Genomic DNA, 18,059 nt, shown 5'->3' on the forward strand with positions numbered 1-18,059 from the left:
TAGGTCATCGCCAGGGTTTTTATCCCAGAAGGCCGGTCCCAAAAGGACCGGCCTTCTTCTTTTGCGGCGCAGCCGCGTCCGCAACAGGTCTTCGCCAAGGTTCATCCCAAAACGCCGCCCCAGAAGGGCGGCGTTTTTCTTTGGGCCTTTCGCGACAACCGCGGTCAACGGGTGGCGATGATGTCCGCCAGCGCGGCGCTGCGGACGTCCTCGCGCGGGGCTTCGCCGTGGACGCGGCCATTGCCGACGTTGAGGATGCCGCCGAAGCTCAGGGCGCTGGCCTGCTCGCTGGGTATCTCGTTGTCGGCGAACGATAGGCCCTGGGCCCGGATCTCGCCGAAGTTCAGTACCCCGCCCGATACCGCCAGGGTCGGGTATCGCCCGATGGCCCGGTTGCCGTGGATGCGGGTGTCGGTGAAGCGGGCCTCGCCGTAGTTGAGCACGGTGCCGGCATCCCGCCGGTTGCTCAGCAGGTGGTTGTAGGCGATCTCGCCGCCGACCGCCTCGAGCCGTCCGTGGTTGAGCACGATCGCCGGGATGGTGCTCACCGAGCCATCGACGATGGCGACGTTATCCAGGCCGAGCCGGCCGTAGTTCCGGACGGTGCCATTGGTGCCTTCCGCAAGCATCAGGTTCTCGATGCGCAGGCTGGCGCCGCTGCTGACTTCGAGTATGGCGGCCGGCGCCGGGCTGTAGCCCCGGATTTCCGCGTAGTTGCCCTTGATGGTCAGCTTTCCCGCGACCGCTGGCAGCAACAGCCCGTCCGCGGTCTCCTGGTCCAGGATGTAGAGTCCCCGCCGGGCGAGGCGGATGGTGCTTTGGCCGGGGGCCGCATTGGCGGCCCGGATGGCCTCGGCGAGAGCGGCGCTGTCGTTATTGGCGATCTCGACGTTGATGCCGCGGGTGCAGGCAGCCAGGGACGCCGAGACGACGATCAGTAAGGCAAGGCGGTAGCGCATGGTCGTGACTCCGGGGGTGGCGGGCCCGACCACCCTCCCGTAATCGCCTAGAGCATCCGCTCGGTCGGACTGCTTTCCAATGCGCCCCACGCTTTTGCCGCGGCACGCACGCCGGCGCCCAATCCCTCCCACGAACGACCGCATCACACCGCGTCGACAAGCCGCGGGGCGCGTGCTATCTAACGGTCACAGTCGACGATGTGAAGGCCGGGCCGCCGCGGTCCCGGCGCCGTCCCGACCGGTCTGCGGCCACCGGCCGCTCGGAAGGCAGCGATGGGTTTCCAGGACCCGACGGGGAGCAAGCCTTGAGTGCAGTGGCCGGTCCGGCCGCGCCACTGGCGCAGGCCATGGCGCACGCGCTGCGCCTGCTGGAACGCTCGCCCGCGCTGGCGCTCGAACAGGCGGAAGAAATCCTTCGCCAGGCAGGGCCACATCCCCCGGCGCGCCTGGTCCAGGCCATTGCCCTTGAACGCTGCGGGCAAGCTCCCGCGGCGATCAGCGAAATGGAATCGCTGGTGTCGGGCCATCCCGGATGGGCGACGGCGCAGATCGAATTTGGGTTGATGCTGGGTCGCGCCGGCCACGGCGAACGGGCCATCGTCGCGCTGAGCCGCGGCCTCGCCCTGGCGCCGGAACACCCGCAGGCCTGGCGGATCCTCGGCGACCACCTCAGCGCGACCGGCGATGACGCCGGCGCCGACCACGCCTATTCGATGCACACGCGCCACGCCGCCAGCGATCCCGTCCTGATCGCCGCGGGCGACGCCCTCGTGGCCAACCGCATTCCCGAAGCCGAACGCCTGCTGAGGGGCCAGCTGCAGGCGAACCCCACCGACGTGGCCGCCATCCGCATGCTGGCCGAAGTCGCCGCCCGACTGGGGCGACTCGAGGACGCGGAGACCCTGCTGGCGCGTTGCCTGGAACTGGCGCCGGGATTCCACGCCGCCCGACACAACTACGCGATGGTCCTGCACCGGGCGAACAAGCCCGAGCAGGCACTCGCGCAGATCGAACGCCTGCTGGCCGACGAGCCAGGCAATCCCGGCGCCCGCAACCTCAAGGCCGTGGTGCTTTGCCGCGTGGGGGATTACCTCCCGGCGATCGAACTGTACGAAGGCATCGTGCAGGAATACCCGGAGCACGGCCGCATCTGGCTCAGCTACGGCCACGCACTCAAGACCGCGGGCCTGCGCGAGCGCGCCATCGAGGCCTACCGGCGCAGCATCGCGCTCGACCCGGGCTTCGGCGAAGCGTGGTGGAGCCTCGCCAACCTCAAGACCTTCCGTTTCGACGCCAGCGACATCGCGGCCATGGACGCCGCACGCCGGCAACCCGGCCTCGACGACGAGCAGCGCGCCCAGTTTGAATTCGCGCTGGGCAAGGCCCACGAGGATGCCGGCCACTACGGCCCGTCGTTCGAACACTACCGGGAAGGCAACCGGATCCGGCGCGCCGCGCTGCCGTATCGCGCCGACGACGCCAGCACCCGCGTGCAGCGCTCGCGCGAGCTCTTCACGCCTGCCTTCCTACGGCAGCGGGAAGGCAGCGGCTGCCCGGCCCGGGACCCGATCTTCGTGGTGGGCCTGCCGCGCTCGGGCTCGACCCTGGTCGAGCAGATCCTCTCGAGCCATCCGTCGGTGGAGGGCACGATGGAATTGCCCGAGGTCATTTCGCTCACCCACGACCTGCGCCGCGAAGGCGCCGAGGGCGGGGCGGCTTCCTACCATGACGTGCTGGCCACGCTCGATCCCGGCCGCCTGCGCGAGCTCGGCGAGCGCTACCTCGAGCGCACCCGCGTCCAGCGCAAGACCGCGGCGCCGCACTTCATCGACAAGATGCCCAACAACTTCTTCCACGTCGGGCTGATCCACCTGATGCTGCCGAATGCGCGCATCGTCGATGTCCGCCGGCACCCGATGGCCTGCTGTTTCTCCGGGTTCAAGCAGTACTTCGCGCGCGGCCAGAACTTCAGCTACGGGCTCGCGGACATCGGCCGCTACTACCTCGACTACCTCGCGCTGATGGCGCACTTCGACCAGGTACTTCCCGGTCGCGTCCATCGCGTGGTCTACGAGCACCTGGTGGACGACACCGAAGCGCAGGTACGCGCCTTGCTCCACTACTGCGGCCTGCCGTTCGACCCGGCCTGCCTTCGCTTCTTCGAGAACGACCGGCCGGTGCGCACCGCCAGCTCGGAACAGGTGCGGCGACCGATCTACCGCGAGGGACTGGACCAATGGCGCCACTTCGAGCCCTGGCTGGGCGAGCTGCAGGCGACGCTGGGCGAGGCCCTCGACACTTACCCGGAGCCGCCGCCCGCGCGGGCGGCGGACCGGTCCATGCGGCAATGACCAGGGAATTGGGGAGAGGGACATGAAGGCGAGATCCAAACCTCGCAACACGATCAGGCCGGCCCGGGGAGCCTTGGCCACCGCGATCGTGATGGCGATCAGCAGCACGGCGTGGGCGCAGACCCCGCCGGACGACCAGGCGCCGGTGCTCGACGAGATCACGGTGACCGCGCAGAAGCGCAGCGAGAACCTGCAGAAAGTCCCGATCAGCATCCAGGTGCTCGGGACCGAACAGCTCGACGACCTGCACGTGGCGGACTTCGAGGACATCGCCACGCAGTTCCCGAGCGTGTCGTTCCAGCGGCTTGGCGAAGTGCCCAGCAATTTCCAGGTCTACATGCGCGGCGTCGCCAGCGGCGGCGACGGCAACCACTCCGGCCCGCTGCCCAGCGTGGGCGTCTACGTCGACGAGCAGCCGGTCACCACCATCCGCGGCGCCATCGACGTCCATCCCTACGACATCCAGCGCGTCGAGGCGCTCGCCGGGCCGCAGGGCACGCTGTACGGCGCGAGCTCGCAGGCGGGCACGGTGCGCATCATCACCAACAAGCCCGATGCGTCCGCCATCACCTCGGGCTACGGACTGGAACTGAATGCCATCGAGGATGGCGGCACCGGCCACGTGGCCGAGGGCTTCATCAACCTGCCGATCAATGAAAGGGCCGCGATCCGCCTCGTCGGCTGGGACCGCGACGACGCCGGCTACATCGACAACGAGTTCGGCGAGCGCACCTTCCCGACCTCGGGCATCACCATCAACAACGGCGGCCTGGCCCGCGACGACTACAACACCTCCGACACCACCGGCGCCCGCGCCGCGCTCAAGATCGACCTCACCGAGAACTGGACGATCACCCCATCGGTGATGACCCAGCGCCAGGACATCAACGGCAGCTTCGGCGTCGACCCGGACGTGGGCGAGCTGTCGACCCGGCAGTTCTACCCGCAGACCTCCGAGGACCGCTGGACCCAGTCGGCGCTGACCGTGCAGGGCAAGATCGGCAACTTCGACGTCACCTATGCCTTCGCCCACCTCGACCGCGACCTCGACACCGAGTCCGACTACAACGACTACGCCTACTGGTACGACACGCTGTTCGGCTACGGCACCTATTTCTATGACGACAACGGCGACCTGATCAATCCGTCGCAGTACATCCAGGCCACCAACGGCTACAAGAAGCGGAGCCATGAACTGCGCGTCGCCTCGCCGTCGGATGGGCGCTTCCGCTTCGTGGCCGGCGTGTTCTGGCAGGACCAGGACAACGACATCCAGGAGCGCTACCGGGTGGACGGCCTGGCCGACGTGCTGTCGGTCACCGGCTGGGAAGACACCATCTGGCTGACCCGCCAGCAGCGGCAGGACCAGGACCAGGCCGTGTTCGGCGAGGTGTCGTACGACATCACCGATCGACTGACCGCCACCGCGGGCATGCGTTTCTTCGAGGTCGACAACAGCCTGCGCGGCTTCTTCGGCTTCAGCGACGGCTATTCGTCCAACCCGACCTACGGCGAGGGCGCCTGCAACACGCAGTCGCTGCCGCCGTACCCGAACGCGCCCTGCGAGGTCTTCAACAAGCGCGTCAAGGAAAACGACTCGATCGGCAAGTTCAACCTCAGCTACGAGTTCAGCGACGACGCCATGGTGTACGGCACCTGGTCGGAGGGCTACCGCCCGGGCGGCATCAACCGCCGAGGCACGCTCGATCCCTACCTGTCCGACTACCTCACCAACATCGAGCTGGGCTGGAAGACGCGCTGGGCCGACGGCCGCCTGACCTTCAACGGCGCGGTGTTCCAGCAGGACTGGGAAGACTTCCAGTTCGCGATCCTCGGCCAGAACGGACTCACCGAGATCAAGAACGCCAACCAGGCCCGGATCAGCGGCATCGAGGCCGACATCAGCTGGGCGGTGAACTACAACCTGCGGATCTCCGGCGGCGTGGCGTTCTACGACGCCGAGCTGACCGAGAACTACTGCGGGTTCACCGACGCCAACGGCAATCCGGAAACCAACTGCGCCACGCCCGAGGCGCCCTCGGGAACGCGCCTGCCGATCACCGCCGACTTCAAGGGCAACCTGACGGCGCGCTACACCTTCGACGTGGGCGATTATGAAGCCCACGTCCAGGGCCAGGTGCGCCACGAAGGCAAGCGCAGCACCGACCTGCGCACCGCCGAGCGCGGCATCCTCGGCGACCTGGATGCCTACACGCTGTTCGACATCACGGCGGGCTTCGGTCGCGGCAACTGGGCCGTGGACTTCTACGTCAGGAATGTCTTCGACGAGCGTGCGCAGCAGTCGCGGTTCACGCAGTGCGCGGAGGCGGTCTGCGGCGAACAGGCCTACACCGTCGTGGCGCGGCCGCGCACCTTCGGCGTGCGGTTCTCGCAGGACTTCTGAGCCAGCCGGGTCCGGAAACAAGGCCGGCGCCCTCGGGCGCCGGTCTCGTTTCGGGCTGCGGGCCCGGTGGCCCGCGCCGTCCTCAGCGCAGGGCGTAGCCGAACTGCTGGCGGAACTGCTCCGCGAACTCTTCGTAATCGAAGCGCTGGTTCTGCGGACCCAGGTGCTCGATCTTCAGCGCGCCCATCAGCGAGGCGATGCGGCCGGTGGTCGCCATGTCCATGTTGTTCATCAGGCCGTAGATCAGGCCGGCCCGGTAGGCGTCGCCGCAGCCGGTGGGGTCGACCACGCGCATGGCGTTGGCGGCCGGGATGTGCAGCTCGCCGCCCTGGGTGTGCACCTCGGAGCCCTTGGGGCCGCGGGTGATGATGTAGGCCTTCACCCGCTCGGCGATCTGCTTCTCGCTCAGGCCGGTCTTGTCCTGCAGCAGGTTCGACTCGTAGTCGTTGACCGTGACGTAGGTGGCCTGCTCGATCATGGTGGTCAGTTCCTTGCCGTTGAACAGCGGCATGGCCTGGCCCGGATCGAAGATGAAGGGGATCGATAGTTCGGCGAACTCCTTCGAATTCTGCAGCATCGCCTCGTAACCGTCCGGCCCGACGATACCGAAGCCGACGTCCTTCACGTCCCGGACGTGGTTCTCGTAGGAGCGCATCATCGCGCCCGGATGGAAGGCGGTGATCTGGTTGTCGTCGAGGTCGGTGGTGATGAAGGCCTGGGCCGTGTAGAGGTCCTGGATCTCCTTGACGTGGTCGAGGCGGATCTCGCAGGCCTCGAAGTGCTCGCGGTAGGGGCCGAAGTCCTGGCCGACGGTGGCCATCGGGATCGGGCTGCCGCCCAGCAGCTTCAGGTTGTAGGCGATGTTGCCCGCGCAGCCGCCGAACTCCCGCCGCATGCGCGGCACCAGGAAGGACACGTTCAGGATGTGGACCTTGTCCGGCAGGATGTGGTTCTTGAACTGGTCCTGGAACACCATGATGGTGTCGTAAGCCAGGGAACCACAGATCAGGGCTGAAGGCATCGTCGGACCTCGGTGGGCGGGGGCCGGTGGGCCACCCCTTGGAAAGGCGCACATGGTAGCGTGGCGGCGGCGCCAAGGCACGGAAATCCGCCGCATTTCGCCTTGCCGGGGCCGGGGGTGGTTGCTAACCTAGCCAATCCCCGAAACCCCCCATTTCCCAAGGTTTCCCCCTGATGTTCAAGAAGCTCCGCGGCCTGTTTTCGAACGACCTGTCGATCGATCTCGGCACTGCCAACACCCTGATTTTCGTCCGCGGCCAGGGCATCGTCCTGAATGAGCCGTCGGTCGTCGCCGTCCGCCACAGCCAGGGCGGCCGCGAGGTCGCCGCCGTCGGCGCCGAGGCCAAGAAGATGCTTGGCCGCACCCCGGGCAACATCACCACGCACCGGCCGATGAAGGACGGCGTCATCGCCGACTTCACCCACACCGAGGAAATGCTCAAGCAGTTCATCAAGAAGGTGCACACCTCGCGCTTCCTGCGGCCCAGCCCGCGGGTGCTGATCTGTGTGCCCTGCGGCTCGACCCAGGTCGAGCGCCGCGCCATCAAGGAGTCGGCCGAGGAGGCCGGTGCCCGCGAGGTCTACCTGATCGAAGAGCCCATGGCCGCCGCGATCGGCGCCGGCATCCCGGTCGACGAGGCCCGCGGCTCGATGGTGATCGACATCGGCGGCGGCACCTCCGAGGTTGCGGTGATCTCGCTCAACGGCATCGTCTACTCGCAGTCGGTGCGCATCGGCGGCGACCGCTTCGACGACGCCATCATCAACTACGTGCGACGCAACCACGGCACCCTGATCGGCGAAACCACCGCCGAGCGCATCAAGCTCGAGATCGGCTGCGCCTTCCCGCAGGCGCAGGTGAAGGAGATGGAAGTCTCCGGCCGCAACCTCGCCGAGGGCGTGCCGCGCATGATCGTCATCAACTCCAACGAAGTGCTCGAGGCCCTGCACGAGCCGCTCAGCGGCATCGTCAGCGCGGTCAAGCAGGCGCTGGAGCAGACCCCGCCGGAGCTGTGTGCCGACGTCGCCGAGCGCGGCATCGTGCTCACCGGCGGCGGCGCCCTGCTGCGCGACCTCGACAAGCTGATCTCGGAAGAGACCGGCCTGCACGTGCACGTGGCCGACGACCCGCTCACCTGCGTCGCCCGCGGCGGCGGCCGTGCGCTCGAGCTGATCGACATGCACGGCAACGAGTTCTTCTCGCCCGAGTGAAGGCGCGCGCCGGCCATCCCGCCGGCCACCGGCGCCACCCGCTAGTCCCCGCCGCGCGGCGGGGCTGAACACCGCTTCCGGATCCTCCCGTGGCCTATCCCGGTTCCCCTGCCGCACGACTGAGCGAGAGCGCCGGCGGCACGCTGCCGCTGCTGGCCTACCTCGCGCTGGCGACGCTGCTGATGGTCGGCGACCACCGCGGCGGCTTCGCGAACCAGGCGCGGCAGAAGCTCAGCGTGCTCGCCGAGCCGGTGTGGTGGCTGGCCGATGCGCCCGGCCGCCTGGTCGAGGCCGGGCGTGAACTCACGTCCTCGCGCGGCAGCCTGCTGGCCGAGAACGAACAGCTGCGCCGCGAGCTGCAGGTCAACGCCAGCCGCCTGCACCGCATGGCCGCCGTGGCCGAGGAAAACCAGCGCCTGCGCGAACTGCTCGGCGGCACCCGCGGCTACCGCCTCACGGCCCAGCTGGTCGGCATCATCGACATCGACCTCGACCCCACCCGCCAGCGCATCGTGCTCGACGCCGGCGCCAACGACGGCGTGCGCGTCGGCCAGGCCATGATCGATGCCGGCGGCGTGCTGGGCCAGGTGGTGGAAACCTCGCCGCGCCGCGCCACCGCCCTGCTGGTCACCGACCCCGAGCACGCGGTGCCGGTACAGGTGGCCCGCTCGGGCCTGCGCACCATCGCCTTCGGCACCGGCCGCAGCGACCGGCTGCGCCTGCCCAACATCCCGCAGAGCGCCGACATCCGCGTGGGCGACCAGTTGGTCACCTCGGGCATCGGCGGCCGTTTCCCGGCCGGCTTCCCGGTCGGCGTGGTGCAGGCGCTCGAGCCCGACGACACGCGTCTGTTCGTGGTGGCGCAGGCGCGCCCGTCGGCCTTCATCGATCGCAGCCTCGAAGTGCTGCTGGTGAGCAATGCCGTGGACGAGGCCGATGTCGGTCCGCCCGCGCCGCCGCCTCCCGCGCCCGAGGCCGGGGCCGGGGACGCCGAAGCGCCCGCGGCCAGCGATGGCGATGCCGCCGCCAGCGAAGCCGCGACCGATGCCGCGCCGCGCGACGAGGGGCAGCGATGACCCGCAGTCCGTCCCCCTGGCTGCTCTACGGCAGCCTCGTCTTCAGCCTGCTGGTGCTGGTGGTGCCGATCCCGGGCGGGCTCGGCCCGGCGCGGCCCTACCTGCTGGCCATGCTGCTTTGCTACTGGCTGCTCGAGGCGCCCGACCGCATCGGCCTGGGCGTGGCCTTCCTCGCCGGGCTCGCCGCCGACCTCGTCGCCGGCACCCTGTTCGGCGAGCAGGCGCTGCGGCTGGTGGTGCTGGTGTTCCTGGTGCAGCGCTTCCGTGCCCGCCTGCGCTTCTTCCCGCTGTGGCAGCAGGCGCTGGCGGTGGCGGCGCTGCTGGTCAACGACCGCCTGATCGCGGCCGCGATCCAGTTCGCCAGCGGCGCGGGGCTGCCGCCGTGGACCACCTGGCTGTCGCCGCTGCTGGCCTTCGCGCTGTGGCCGTGGATGTTCCTGCTGCTCGACGAACTGCGCCTGCGCCTGCGCGAGCGCGCCGCCTGATCCATGCGCCCGATCCGCCGGCAGAAGCTCAAGAACCTGCACGCCGAGGCGGAGCAGTTCCGCCGCCGCGCCCTGGTCGGCTTCCTCGGCATCGCGGTCGCCATGCTCGGCCTGGCCGCGGGTTATTTCCGGCTGCAGGTGCTGCAGCACGAGGAATACCAGACGCGCTCCGAGGCCAACCGCGTCAAGCCGCGCCCGATCGTGCCGGCGCGCGGCCTGATCTACGACCGCAACGGCCGCCTGCTGGCCGACAACGTGCCGGCCTACCGGCTCGAGCTGGTGCCGGAGCAGGTGCCCGACCTCGAGGAAACCCTGGCCGAGCTCGGTCGCCTGGTCGCGCTGGATGACGAAGACCTCGCGCGCTTCCGCGACGCCCGCCGCGCCACCCGCAGCTTCCGACCGATCCCGCTGAAGCTGCGCCTGGACGAGGGCGAACTGGCGCGCCTGGCGGTCAACCGGCACCGCTTCCCCGGCGTCGAAGTGGTGCCCTACCTGACGCGGCGCTATCCCTACGGCCCGCTGTTCTCGCACATCATCGGCTACGTCGGCCGCGTCGATGTCGCCGACCTCGAGGCGATGGGCGACAGCCGCAACGCCGCGCTCACGCATATCGGCAAGGCCGGCATCGAGCGCTATTACGAGACGCGCCTGCGCGGCGAGATCGGCTACGAGGAAATCGAAACCAACGTCGAGGGCCGCGCGCTTGGCGTGCTGCGCCGGCACGACGCCCGGCCCGGCACCGACCTGTACCTGAGCGTGGATGCGCGGCTGCAGCAGGCCATGGTCGATGCCTTCGAGGGCCAGCACGGCGCCGCCATCGCCATCGATCCCGCCAACGGCGAGATCCTGGGCATGGTCAGCCTGCCGGGCTACGACCCGAACCTGTTCATCAACGGCATCGGCAACAAGGACTGGCAGGCGCTGCAGGCGCCGTCGCGGCCGCTGTTCAACCGGGTCGTGCTGGGCGGCTTCCCGCCGGGCTCGACCATCAAGCCGTTCATGGCGCTGGCCGGGCTCGAGGCCGGGCTGGTCACGCCGGAAAGCACGGTGCTGTCGACCGGTGAATTCTTCCTGCCCAACCAGTCGCGCGGCTACCGCGACTGGCGGCCGGGCGGCCACGGCCGCGTCGACTTGCGTGAGTCGATGGCGCAGTCGGTGAACACCTACTACTTCAAGCTGGCCTACGACCTGGGCGTGGATCGCATCGATCCCTACTTCCAGCGCCTGGGCTTCGGCGAGCCGACCGGCATCGACCTCAGCGGCGAAATCGCCGGCGTGCGCCCCTCGCGCGCGTGGAAGCGGCGCCAGCTCAACCAGGAGTGGTACCCCGGCGACACGGTGAATGCGGGCATCGGCCAGGGCTTCTGGGTGACCTCGCCGCTGCAGCTGGCGCAGGGCACGGCCATGCTTGCCAACGGCGGCTGGCTGCGCCGGCCGCACCTCGTGCAGTCCAGCCAGGATGGCTTCGACCGGCCGCGCGTGCCCGAGCCGCAGCCGCCGGCGCGCCGCGTCGTCACCAACGAAGCGCACCTCGCCGCCGTGCACGACAGCCTGGTGGCCGTGATGCACGGGCCGACGGGCACCGGCCGCGCGGCAGCGGCGGGCGCGCCTTACCTGATGGCCGGCAAGTCCGGCACCGCCCAGCGCACGAGCCGGCGCGGCCTGCAGTCCACCAACCCGGCCGACCTGCCGTACCACCTGCGCCACCAGGCCTGGTTCATCGCCTACGCACCCGCGGAGGCGCCGACGATCGCGGTGGTGGTGCTGGTCGAGCACGGCGGTTCGGGCTCCGGCGCGGCGGCCCCGGTGGCGCGCCGCATCCTCGACGCCTGGCTGCTGCCGCCGCCGGAGGACACCGCCCGATGATCGCGATCCTGCGCTGGCTCCGCGAGATGGCGTCGCGGCTGTTCGACAAGGTCGACCTGCCGCTGCTGCTGGCCCTGCTGTGCGTGATGCTGATCAGCCTGGTGGTGCTGGCCAGCGCCTCGGGCGAGAACTCGCGCCTGGTGCTGTCGCAGGCGGTGCGCTTCGGCGTCGGCCTCGGCGCCATGGTGCTGATCTCGCGGCTGCCGCCGGCCAAGCTGCGGCTGTGGACGCCGCTGGCCTTCGCCGGCAGCCTGGTGCTGCTCGCGGCGGTGTTCGTGTTCGGCACCGGCCGCAGCGCCAACCTGTGGCTGAACCTGGGCGTCTTCTACCTGCAGCCGGGCGAGCTGCTCAAGCTCACCGTGCCGATGATGCTGGCCTGGTACCTGCACTCGGCGGTGCTGCCGCCGCGCTGGAAGACCCTGGCCGTGTGCGCCGCCATCATCGGCCTGCCGGTGGCGCTGATCATCAAGCAGCCCGACCTCGGCACCGGCATGCTGGTGGCGGCCTCGGGCGTGTTCGCGGTGTTCCTGGCCGGCATTGCCTGGTGGCGCATCGGGCTGTTCGCCGGGCTGGGGTTGGCGGCGCTGCCCGCGGCCTGGCCCTTCCTGCTGCCGCACCAGCGCGAGCGGCTGCTCACCTTCGTGAACCCCGAGTCCGACCCGCTGGGAACCGGCTGGAACATCATCCAGTCCAAGATCGCGATCGGCTCGGGCGGCTTCAGCGGCAAGGGCTGGGGGCAGGGCAGCCAGGCCCACCTCGATTTCCTGCCCGAGCACACCACCGACTTCATCTTCTCCGTGCTCAGCGAGGAGTGGGGCTGGCTCGGCGTGGTGACGCTGCTGGCGCTGTACCTGTTCATCATCGGCCGCTGCCTGTGGATCGCCAGCGAGGCGCGCGAGGGCTACGCGCGCATCCTGGCCGGCGCCCTGGCCATGACCTTCTCCGTCTACGTGCTGGTGAACGGCGGCATGGTCGCCGGCCTGCTGCCGGTGGTGGGCGTGCCGATGCCGCTGCTGAGTTTCGGCGGCACCTCGGCGGTGTCCCTGCTGGCCGGCTTCGGCATGGTGATGTCGGTGCGGGCGCACCCCAAGTTCATGGGCACCTGAACCGCGCGGGACAGGGCGGCCAGTGCGCCGCGGCGTGGTAAATTGCCGCATCCCGCCCACCGTCGAGCGCCATGCCCCGCCACCTTTCCCGCCTGTTCGTGCTGCTGCTGGCTTTCGCCGGCGCCGCTGCCTCCGCCCAGACCGCGCCGGCGCCCGACGCCGCGCTCCGCGAGGCCTTCCTCGCCGAAGCGGGTGAGAAATACGGGCTCGAACGCGGCGAAGTGGAAGCCTGGCTGGCGCAGTCCGAATACAAGCAGGGCATCGTCGACGCGATGTCGCGCCCCGCCGAGGCGGTGAAGCCGTGGAAGGACTACCGCCCGATCTTCATCTCCGACCGCCGCATCCGCGAAGGCCAGGCCTTCATGGCCCGGCATCGCGATGCGCTGCAGCCGGTGGCCGAAAGCACCGGCGTGCCGGCGGAAATGATCACCGCCATCATCGGCGTGGAAACCAGCTACGGCGGCAACACCGGCAGCTACCGCGTGCTCGATGCGCTCTACACGCTCGGCTTCTTCTACCCGGTCAGCGGCAAGCCCGAGCAGGTCGAGCGCGAAACCATGCGCGGCAAGTTCTTCCGCGACGAGCTGATGCAGGTGATGCTGCTGGCCAAGGAAGAACGGCTCGACCTGCTGGCGCTCAAGGGCAGCTACGCGGGCGCGATGGGCTACGGCCAGTTCATGCCCTCGAGCTACCGCGCCTACGCGCGCGACGGCGACGGCGACGGCCGCCGCGACCTGTTCGGCTCGCTGCCGGACGTGTTCGCCTCGGTCGCGAATTATTTCGTCGCCCACGGCTGGCAGAAGGGCGAGCCGGTGGTGGCGCGCGCGATCGCGGAGGAGGGCGCCGCGCCGTTCAAGCCCGACACGCTCGAGGCCAAGTACAGCCTCGCCGAGCTCGGCGAGCGCGGCTATCGCCCGACCACCGCGCAGGGCCATGCGCTCGATGCCACGCTGGTGACCTTCGAAGGCAACGAGGGCACCGAGCACTGGCTCGGCTTCAAGAATTTCTACGTGATCACCCGCTACAACCGCTCGCCGATGTACGCGATGGCCGTCTACCAGCTGTCGCGCGAGATCGCCGCGGGCCAGGACGCCCTCGCCGCGCCATGAGGCAGGCCATCGGGCTGGCGCTGCTGGTGCTGTTGGCGGGCTGCGCCGACAAGCCGGTCCGCCCCGTGCCGCCCGCGGACGAACCCGCGGCCGACGTCCCGCGCGCCGCGGCATCCTCAGCGCCCGCGGCGGAAGGCGTGCCGCCCGCCTGCCTGCAGGTGCGCGAACACCGTGACGAGGACTACACCCCCGGTGGGCTGTATGCGCCCGGCGTGCGCGACAGCGCGCCCGAGCATCCGCTCGACATCAGCGGCATCCCCGAGCCGGTGCCGCGCGACGAGCCGCCGGCGGCCTACGGCAACCGCTCGCCCTACACCGTGCTCGGCAAGAGCTACCGCGTGCGCCCCAACGCCGAGGGGTACGTCGAGCGCGGCATCGCCTCGTGGTACGGCCAGAAGTTCCACGGCCGCCAGACCTCCAGCCGCGAGGTCTACGACATGTGCAGCTTCAGCGCCGCGCACAAGACGCTGCCGCTGCCCAGCTACGTGCGCGTCACCAACCTCGACAACGGCCGCGAGGTCGTGGTCCGCGTCAACGACCGCGGCCCCTTCCACGCCGGCCGCATCATCGACCTCAGCTTCGCCGCCGCGGTGAAGCTGGGCGTGGACCGCACCGGCACCGCGCGGGTGGAAGTGCGCGCGCTCACCGGCGGCGCGGATCTCGCCAAGGCACCGGCGGCCGCCCGCGCGCCGGTTTCGCCCGCGTCGCCCGCGCCGGCGGGCAGCGGCCCGCAGCGCGTCCAGGTCGGCGCCTACCGCGACCGCGACAACGCCCGGCGCATCGCCCGCCAGCTCGAGGAGGCCGGCATCGACGACGTGGTCGTCGAGGACGTGCGCACCGACGCCGGCAAGGTCTGGCGCGTGCGCATCGGCCCGCTGGCGCCGGCCGCGGTGGAGGGCGTGCTGGCGCGCATCCGCGGCCTGGGCCTGCCCAGCCCGCGCGTGTTCAGCGAATGAGGTCTAGCATGTTTCAACTTGCCTGCCGGCGCGCCGCCGGCCCATGAACTGGAGTCAGTCCCGGATGTCCGTTTCCCGCTTCTTCCCCGCCGTGCTGGCCAGCCTGCTGGCCACCGTCGCCTTCGCCCAGTCGCCGGCCCCGGCCCCCGTGCCCGCCGCCCCGGCCGCGCCCGCCGCCGCGCCGATGCCGTCGGCCCCGGTGCCGCAGGGCAAGGCCTGGATCCTGATGGACCACACCAGCGGCCAGGTGCTTGCGGGCGAGAACATCGACACGCCGCTCGACCCGGCCTCGATCACCAAGGTCATGACCTCGTACGTGGTCGCGGCCGAGATGGCGCGGGGCAAGGTCAAGGCCGACGACAGGGTGCGCATCAGCGAGAACGCCTGGCGTTCCGGCGGCGCCGGCACCGACGGCAGCTACAGCGCGCTGGCCGTCAACTCCGAAGTGAAGCTCGACGACATCCTGCACGGCCTGGTGATCCAGTCCGGCAACGACGCCGCGATCGCGCTGGCCGAGCACGTCGGCGGCAGCGAGGCGGCCTTCGTCGACCTGATGAACCGGTATGCGCAGCAGCTGGGCATGACCAACACGAACTTCGTCAACGCCCACGGCCTCACCGCCGAAGGCCACGTGATGACGGCGCGCGACATCGCCATCCTGTCGCGCGCGCTCATCACCCAGTTCCCGGACCACTACGCGCTCTACAAGATCAAGGAATTCACCTACGGCGGCATCCAGCAGTGGAACCGCAACGGCCTGCTCTGGAAGGACGCCAGCGTCGACGGCCTCAAGACCGGCCACACCGCGGCCGCCGGTTACTGCCTCGCCGCTTCGGCCAAGCGCGGCGACCAGCGCCTGATCTCGGTCGTGCTGGGCATCGACACCACCAACCGCACCGAAGGCTTCCGCGCCCGCGAAGAGGGCAACCTGGCCCTGCTCAACTGGGGCTTCCGCTTCTTCGAGACGCACAGCGTCTACGCCGCCGGCGCCAAGGTGGCCGACCAGGCGCTGTGGCGCGGCGCCGCCGAGACCGTGGCGCTGGGCGTGGCCGAGCCGCTGCTGGTGACCCTGCCGCGCGGCCGCTACGGCGAGCTGCAGCCGAGCATGGACGTGCCCAAGCAGCTGCTGGCGCCGATCACCAAGGGCCAGGCCATCGGCACGCTGAAGCTCTCGCTCGACGGCAAGGTCGTCGCCGAGCGCCCGCTGGTGGCGCTCGAGGACGTCGCCGAGGGCGGCTTCTTCAAGCGCATGAGCGACGATTTCTGGCTGTGGTGGGAAAGCGAGTAAGCTGATGTGACACACCGTCGTGCGCCCCGTGCGCACGACGGGCCGGGCAGTGCAGGGGGCGCGCCGGATGAGTGAGGACACATCGCCAGTCCACGCGCCTCGCCTTGCCCGCGAAGTCGCCGACACGCGCCAGCGGCTGGTCACCGGCGGGCTGTTCTACCTCCTGGGCTGGGTCGTGGTCGCGGCGCCCAGCGACGTCGCGCAGAGCCACGCCGTCGCCGGCGCGCTGGTGGGCCTGGCCTTCCTGCTGCTGGCGGTCCTGCGCTTCTGGCCCCGGCCGCCGGCCGAGGATGCGCCGGCGGACAAGCTGCAGGCCTGGCTCGACACCCGCTGGTGGGTGGTGCTGGCCACCGCGGCGCTCTGGGGCGGCGTGCTGTCGTGGACTTTGCTCGATCCGCACATGGCCCCGGGGCGCACCGCCGCCCTGCTGTGCACCATCGCCTTCGCCACCGCGTTCGCGCACAACTACAGCCTGCGGCTCGGGCGGGCCGCGCTGGGCATCGGGCTGATCTACGCGCCGGCGCCGATCCTGATGCCCTACACCGGCGAAAGCCTCTCGGTCGTCGTCACCCTCGGCGTGTACACCGTGTACCTGGGCCTGGTGATGGTGCGCAGCTATCGCGAGTACCAGGGCCAGCTCGACCTGTACGACCGCGTGCGCAGCCAGCGCGACGAGTTCGAGACGCTCAGCCGCGTCGATCCGCTCACGGGCCTGGCAAACCGCCGCTATTTCAGCGGCGCCATGGACCACCTGCTGGCCGGCTGCCGCATGCACCAGCAGCCGCTGGCGATGCTGGTGATGGACCTGGACCACTTCAAGTACGTGAACGACGAGTTCGGCCACGACGCCGGCGACGTCTGCCTGGCCCGCTTCGCCGATCGCATGCGCGAGGTGTTCACCGCGCCGGGCGTGCACCTGGCGCGGCTGGGCGGCGAGGAGTTCGGCGTGCTGCTGCCGGGCCTGGACGTGCGCGCCGCCGCCGAAGCGGCCGAGCGCATGCGCGCCAGCCTCGAGCTGCATCCGCTGCAGCTTCGCGAGGGTCCGCTGTCGATCACGGTGAGCATCGGCGTCGCCAGCCTGGCCCCGGGCAGCAGCGCCGAAGGCACCGACCTCTACCGCGCCGCCGACCGCGCCATGTACCAGGCCAAGACCGACGGCCGGAACCGCGTGCGGATCGACCTCGGCACCGCCTGAGGCACCGCGCCCGAGGCTTGGGACGGGCCCCGCGCGCCCCCATAATGGGCGCCATGAGCATCCAGTCCGACAACCCCGAGCATGGCTTCCAGTTCCCGGGGGTCTTCGAGATCAGCGCCATGGGCGCGGCCGAGGCCGACCTGCACCTGGTGGTGCCGATGGTCCTCGAAGCCCTGGGCCTGACCATCTACCGCGACCGCCTGCGCGTGAAGCCGTCGGCGAAGGGCAATTACGTCTCGGTGACCCTGGTCTTCGAAGCCCATTCGCGCGAGGACTACGACGCCGCCCACGGCGCGCTGCGCGAGCACCCGGCGGTGAAGTGGACGCTGTGACCGCGGCCTGCCCCGTGGCGGGCGCCGCGCCCGCCGTCGTGCGCGAGTGGAGCATCCGCACGCTCGGCCGCCAGCCCTACGAACCGGTCTGGCGCGCCATGCAGCGCTTCACCGACGCCCGCGGCCCCGACACGCCCGACGAGCTCTGGCTGGTCGAGCACGATCCGGTGTTCACGCTCGGCCAGGCCGGCAAGCCCGAGCACGTGCTGGCCCCGGGCGACATCCCGGTGCTGCAGGTCGACCGCGGCGGCCAGGTCACCTACCACGGCCCCGGCCAGCTGGTGGCCTACCCGCTGGTGGACCTGCGCCGCCTGGGCCTGGGCGTGCGCGAGCTGGTCTGCCGCATCGAGCAGGCGGTGATCGACGTGCTGGCCGGCCACGGCATCGCCGCCGCCCGCAAGGACGGCGCGCCCGGCATCTACGTGGACGGCGCCAAGGTGATGGCGCTGGGCCTGCGGGTGCGGCGCGGCTGCAGCTTCCACGGGCTGGCCTTCAACGTGGCCATGGACCTGGAGCCGTTCCGGCGCATCAATCCCTGCGGTTACCAGGGGTTGGAAGTGACCTCGGTGCTAGACTTGGGCGGCCCCGGCGACCCCGCCGCGCTGGCCCCCGACCTGGTCCAGGCCCTGTCCCGGACCCTGGGCCTGGTGCCCCGGCCCCGCCCGGAACTTCCCGACCTTTCCCCCTCCGCCTGAGCCGC

15 protein-coding genes are annotated in these 18,059 nt (G+C 70.3%); 13 read left to right on the forward strand and 2 right to left on the reverse strand.

Annotated elements, in window-relative coordinates; genetic code table 11:
* Nucleotides 1–164: 164 nt before the first annotated feature.
* Nucleotides 165–959: a hypothetical protein gene (locus tag N787_RS08125; protein ID WP_034212501.1), complete on the reverse strand. Its 795-nt coding sequence runs from the start codon at nt 957–959 to the stop codon at nt 165–167.
* A 314-nt stretch (nt 960–1,273) separates the two neighbouring features.
* On the opposite strand from N787_RS08125, the gene N787_RS08130 reads away from it, so the two are divergent.
* Both N787_RS08130 and N787_RS08135 read left to right on the forward strand, forming a co-directional pair.
* Nucleotides 1,274–3,310, forward strand: coding sequence for a tetratricopeptide repeat-containing sulfotransferase family protein (locus N787_RS08130; RefSeq protein WP_342668019.1), 2,037 nt, complete (start codon nt 1,274–1,276; stop codon nt 3,308–3,310).
* Between the two features lie 73 nt (nt 3,311–3,383).
* Nucleotides 3,384–5,714, forward strand: coding sequence for a TonB-dependent receptor (locus N787_RS08135; protein WP_245593990.1), 2,331 nt, complete (start codon nt 3,384–3,386; stop codon nt 5,712–5,714).
* A gap of 82 nt (nt 5,715–5,796) precedes the next feature.
* On the opposite strand, the gene N787_RS08140 is transcribed toward N787_RS08135, so the two are convergent.
* Nucleotides 5,797–6,735 (reverse strand): carbohydrate kinase family protein, encoded by a 939-nt coding sequence (locus tag N787_RS08140; protein WP_034212503.1) that lies wholly within the window; start codon nt 6,733–6,735, stop codon nt 5,797–5,799.
* Between the two features lie 173 nt (nt 6,736–6,908).
* Here N787_RS08140 and N787_RS08145 point away from each other — a divergent pair, with 173 nt between their 5' ends.
* The 11 genes from N787_RS08145 to lipB all read left to right on the forward strand — a co-directional run bounded on the left by N787_RS08145 (nt 6,909) and on the right by lipB (nt 18,054).
* Nucleotides 6,909–7,946: a rod shape-determining protein gene (locus N787_RS08145; protein ID WP_034212510.1), complete on the forward strand. Its 1,038-nt coding sequence runs from the start codon at nt 6,909–6,911 to the stop codon at nt 7,944–7,946.
* Nucleotides 7,947–8,035: 89 nt separating this feature from the next.
* Nucleotides 8,036–9,022 (forward strand): rod shape-determining protein MreC, encoded by a 987-nt coding sequence (gene mreC, locus N787_RS08150; RefSeq protein ID WP_052575290.1) that lies wholly within the window; start codon nt 8,036–8,038, stop codon nt 9,020–9,022.
* Nucleotides 9,019–9,507 carry a rod shape-determining protein MreD gene (gene mreD / locus N787_RS08155; RefSeq protein WP_034212512.1) on the forward strand — a complete coding sequence of 163 codons (489 nt, stop codon included), beginning with the start codon at nt 9,019–9,021 and terminating at the stop codon, nt 9,505–9,507. The genes mreC and mreD overlap by 4 nt, the downstream gene beginning before the upstream one ends.
* Before the next feature lie 3 nt (nt 9,508–9,510).
* Nucleotides 9,511–11,373, forward strand: a complete 1,863-nt coding sequence (mrdA, locus tag N787_RS08160; protein WP_052575291.1) for a penicillin-binding protein 2 — start codon at nt 9,511–9,513, stop codon at nt 11,371–11,373.
* Nucleotides 11,370–12,479 carry a rod shape-determining protein RodA gene (gene rodA, locus N787_RS08165; RefSeq protein WP_034212514.1) on the forward strand — a complete coding sequence of 370 codons (1,110 nt, stop codon included), beginning with the start codon at nt 11,370–11,372 and terminating at the stop codon, nt 12,477–12,479. Before mrdA ends, rodA begins: the two co-directional genes overlap by 4 nt.
* A gap of 71 nt (nt 12,480–12,550) precedes the next feature.
* Entirely contained in the window at nt 12,551–13,588 is a 1,038-nt protein-coding gene (mltB, locus tag N787_RS08170) for a lytic murein transglycosylase B (RefSeq protein WP_156968961.1), read from the forward strand.
* Complete coding sequence (locus tag N787_RS15425; protein ID WP_034212516.1) at nt 13,585–14,544, forward strand: septal ring lytic transglycosylase RlpA family protein; 960 nt, start codon at nt 13,585–13,587, stop codon at nt 14,542–14,544. Before mltB ends, N787_RS15425 begins: the two co-directional genes overlap by 4 nt.
* 64 nt (nt 14,545–14,608) lie before the next feature.
* Nucleotides 14,609–15,832 (forward strand): D-alanyl-D-alanine carboxypeptidase family protein, encoded by a 1,224-nt coding sequence (locus tag N787_RS08180; protein ID WP_034212518.1) that lies wholly within the window; start codon nt 14,609–14,611, stop codon nt 15,830–15,832.
* A 67-nt stretch (nt 15,833–15,899) separates the two neighbouring features.
* The gene (locus N787_RS08185; RefSeq protein ID WP_034212520.1) at nt 15,900–17,027 is read left to right on the forward strand and encodes a GGDEF domain-containing protein; all 1,128 of its coding nucleotides are present in this window, start codon (nt 15,900–15,902) and stop codon (nt 17,025–17,027) included.
* A 53-nt stretch (nt 17,028–17,080) separates the two neighbouring features.
* Entirely contained in the window at nt 17,081–17,359 is a 279-nt protein-coding gene (locus N787_RS08190) for a DUF493 family protein (RefSeq protein ID WP_034212522.1), read from the forward strand.
* The gene (lipB, locus tag N787_RS08195; RefSeq protein WP_034212524.1) at nt 17,347–18,054 is read left to right on the forward strand and encodes a lipoyl(octanoyl) transferase LipB; all 708 of its coding nucleotides are present in this window, start codon (nt 17,347–17,349) and stop codon (nt 18,052–18,054) included. Before N787_RS08190 ends, lipB begins: the two co-directional genes overlap by 13 nt.
* Nucleotides 18,055–18,059: the final 5 nt, after the last annotated feature.

It is taken from the genome of Arenimonas metalli CF5-1, from assembly GCF_000747155.1.
In the GTDB taxonomy this organism is placed as follows: Bacteria; Pseudomonadota; Gammaproteobacteria; order Xanthomonadales; family Xanthomonadaceae; genus Arenimonas; species Arenimonas metalli.

Coding starts and splice junctions, on each gene's coding strand:
- N787_RS08145 (WP_034212510.1), top strand. CDS start 6,909: ATGTTCAAGAAGCTCCGCGGCCTGTTTTCGAACGACCTGTCGATCGAT.
- N787_RS08140 (WP_034212503.1), bottom strand. CDS start 6,735: ATGCCTTCAGCCCTGATCTGTGGTTCCCTGGCTTACGACACCATCATG.
- N787_RS08180 (WP_034212518.1), top strand. CDS start 14,609: ATGTCCGTTTCCCGCTTCTTCCCCGCCGTGCTGGCCAGCCTGCTGGCC.
- rodA (WP_034212514.1), top strand. CDS start 11,370: ATGATCGCGATCCTGCGCTGGCTCCGCGAGATGGCGTCGCGGCTGTTC.
- mltB (WP_156968961.1), top strand. CDS start 12,551: ATGCCCCGCCACCTTTCCCGCCTGTTCGTGCTGCTGCTGGCTTTCGCC.
- N787_RS08185 (WP_034212520.1), top strand. CDS start 15,900: ATGAGTGAGGACACATCGCCAGTCCACGCGCCTCGCCTTGCCCGCGAA.
- N787_RS08190 (WP_034212522.1), top strand. CDS start 17,081: ATGAGCATCCAGTCCGACAACCCCGAGCATGGCTTCCAGTTCCCGGGG.
- mrdA (WP_052575291.1), top strand. CDS start 9,511: ATGCGCCCGATCCGCCGGCAGAAGCTCAAGAACCTGCACGCCGAGGCG.
- mreD (WP_034212512.1), top strand. CDS start 9,019: ATGACCCGCAGTCCGTCCCCCTGGCTGCTCTACGGCAGCCTCGTCTTC.
- N787_RS15425 (WP_034212516.1), top strand. CDS start 13,585: ATGAGGCAGGCCATCGGGCTGGCGCTGCTGGTGCTGTTGGCGGGCTGC.
- N787_RS08125 (WP_034212501.1), bottom strand. CDS start 959: ATGCGCTACCGCCTTGCCTTACTGATCGTCGTCTCGGCGTCCCTGGCT.